Below are 2,054 nucleotides of genomic sequence, written 5' to 3'. Positions count from 1 at the left end.
CCCTCCCTGTTGCCTCACGTCAATACCTCCGGGAACGTGGGGTCGTTGCCTCAGATGAAATCCTCCGGCTGCCGGGGCGGTTCCACCGTTCGTTCACGGCGGGTTTGACCGGGGCGGGCTGTTTGGCAGTGGTGAGGGCTTCAAGCCGGCCGGTCAGGGCAAGGATCTGCCGTGAGAGGGCGGCCGGCCTGATCTTCTTGTATTGGGCGTTCATCCGGATCACGGGCATCCGTGCCAGGGCCGGGTCGGCTGCGGCGCGCCGGTGCGGCGTCGCTGCCCGGTCATGTGTTTTGCTCACCTTGGCTCCGCGGCGGACCTTGGCGAYGAGTTTTTGCTGGGGCAACAGATAGTTGGTGAAGATCCGGTCCAGCTCCCARATCTCGTTGAGCAGCTCCAGTTCCGCGGCGGTGTCATAACGCAGGTAGCCGACCAGCTCACGGACCCGGGACCAGTTCTTCTGCTCCACGTGGGCGCCGTCGTTCTTGTTGCTCGGACGGGACCGGGTGAAGGTGATGCGGTGCTGCACGCAGAACTCGAAGAGCTCGTTGTTGATGAACTCGCTGCCGTTATCCGAATCGATGCCGATGACGGGAAACGGGAAGACAGCGAGGACGTGCTGCAGGCCCGCGAAGACGTGCTTCTGCGCCTTGTTCGGCACGGACCGGTTCACGGTCCAGCCGGTCGCGATGTCCGTGACCGTGAGGGTGAAGCAGAACTGCCCGGAACTGTTCGAGCCCTCGTGCCCGACCAGATCGATCTCGACGAAACCGGGCACCGCATCGTCCCACTGCGCCCAGGTGCGGATCGGGATCTGGGACTTCAGCAGCGACCCGGGCTTGGTGTGGGACCGGCCCCGCGGTAACAGCTTCGCCCGCTGGCCCGCCAGCCGCCGGTCGATGGTCGCCGCGCTCATGCGGGCCAGCAGTGCCGCCTGCCCGTCGGTAATGTCCAGGGCCCCCCTTCCTGGCCCGGTCACCGGCCCGGTAGGACTCGGCCAGGTGCTTCGTGACAGCCTTGCGTTCGCCCATCGTCAATCCCATCCCTCAAGGATGTCCGCGCCCCCACCCTTCCCGGACCTTTTCATATGAGGCAACGTATCGGGCTAAGCGGAGGTTTTTTATGAGTCAACGCGCCCTCTGGTGACGGCCGTGAGGCGGGCGTAGGCTTAAAGCGCCTGCAGGTAACCATCTGATGACTCCGGGTTGTTCGGGACACGGAAGTGTCCGAGCCGTCTCTTAGCGAGATCGCGAAGGTACCTGCAGGCCTGACGTTCGCCGCCGCCCAGGTGGTCGGGCGCTTTTCTTTGCCGCTGACCTGCTGGATGCGATGAAGCGTGGCGGAGCCGAGGGCAAGAGCCGCGAATCGAGTGCTTCGAATAGCGGCCCGTCGCCCGGCAACTGTGCCCCGAGGCCGAGCCAATGTTCGTTCGGGCCTGCACGGCAGCCAGCGGACGGGTCCCTATGCCGCTGCCCCAACTTTGGGTTTTCCACGCCTGAGCGTTTTGGCTTGGTGCCGGAGCTGGTGCCGGTGGCGGGAGCCCGGCTGGTCTGTGGCTGATGGCCGGAGCGGTGTTCCGGGCAACGGCGGCGCGGTGGAACGGTACGTGTGGCCGGTGGGGGTGGTGAGTTCGATGGGGTGCCTCGCGCCGATGCTCGAGGCGGATCCGGGTGCGGCTTCGGGGCTGGGGCGTGCTTTCCAGCCGTGGGTTTCTTTGGTGTGGTTGCAGGCTTCGCAGAGGCCGGCGGCGTTGTCCGTGGTGGTCGGGCCGCCGGTGTGCCAGGGAATGATGTGGTCCAGGTGGCGGATGGGCGCGTCGCAGTAGGGGGTGCGGCAGGTGTCGTCTCTGGTTTGGATGAAGCGGCGGTGCCCGGGTGGGAAGAGCCGGGCGCGGGAGTCCATGGCGATGAGCTCGCCGGTGCCGGGGTGGGTGTAGAGCCGGCGGAGCCAGGTGTTGAAGTTCCGGTCCTCGGCGTTCGTCCCGGCGCCGATGCGTTCCCGGGCCCAGGCGGCGGGGACGGTGCCGTAGCCGGGGAGCCGGGCGGGTTCGGCGTTGC

The 2,054-nt window shown here is 66.8% G+C and carries 2 protein-coding genes; both read right to left on the bottom strand.

The window, feature by feature from the left end:
* Nucleotides 1-19: 19 nt before the first annotated feature.
* Nucleotides 20-913, bottom strand: coding sequence for an integrase catalytic domain-containing protein (locus AC1DN2_RS21295; protein ID WP_476851872.1), 894 nt, complete (start codon nucleotides 911-913; stop codon nucleotides 20-22).
* A gap of 545 nt (nucleotides 914-1,458) precedes the next feature.
* Nucleotides 1,459-2,054, bottom strand: a 596-nt coding sequence (locus AC1DN2_RS21290) for an HNH endonuclease (RefSeq protein WP_476851871.1), incomplete at its 5' end; no start/stop codon positions are given.

The sequence above is a fragment of the Arthrobacter sp. 01L42 genome (genome assembly GCF_056400005.1).
Note: the sequence above shows the minus strand (reverse complement) of the source record. Positions and strands in the feature narration are given on the sequence as shown.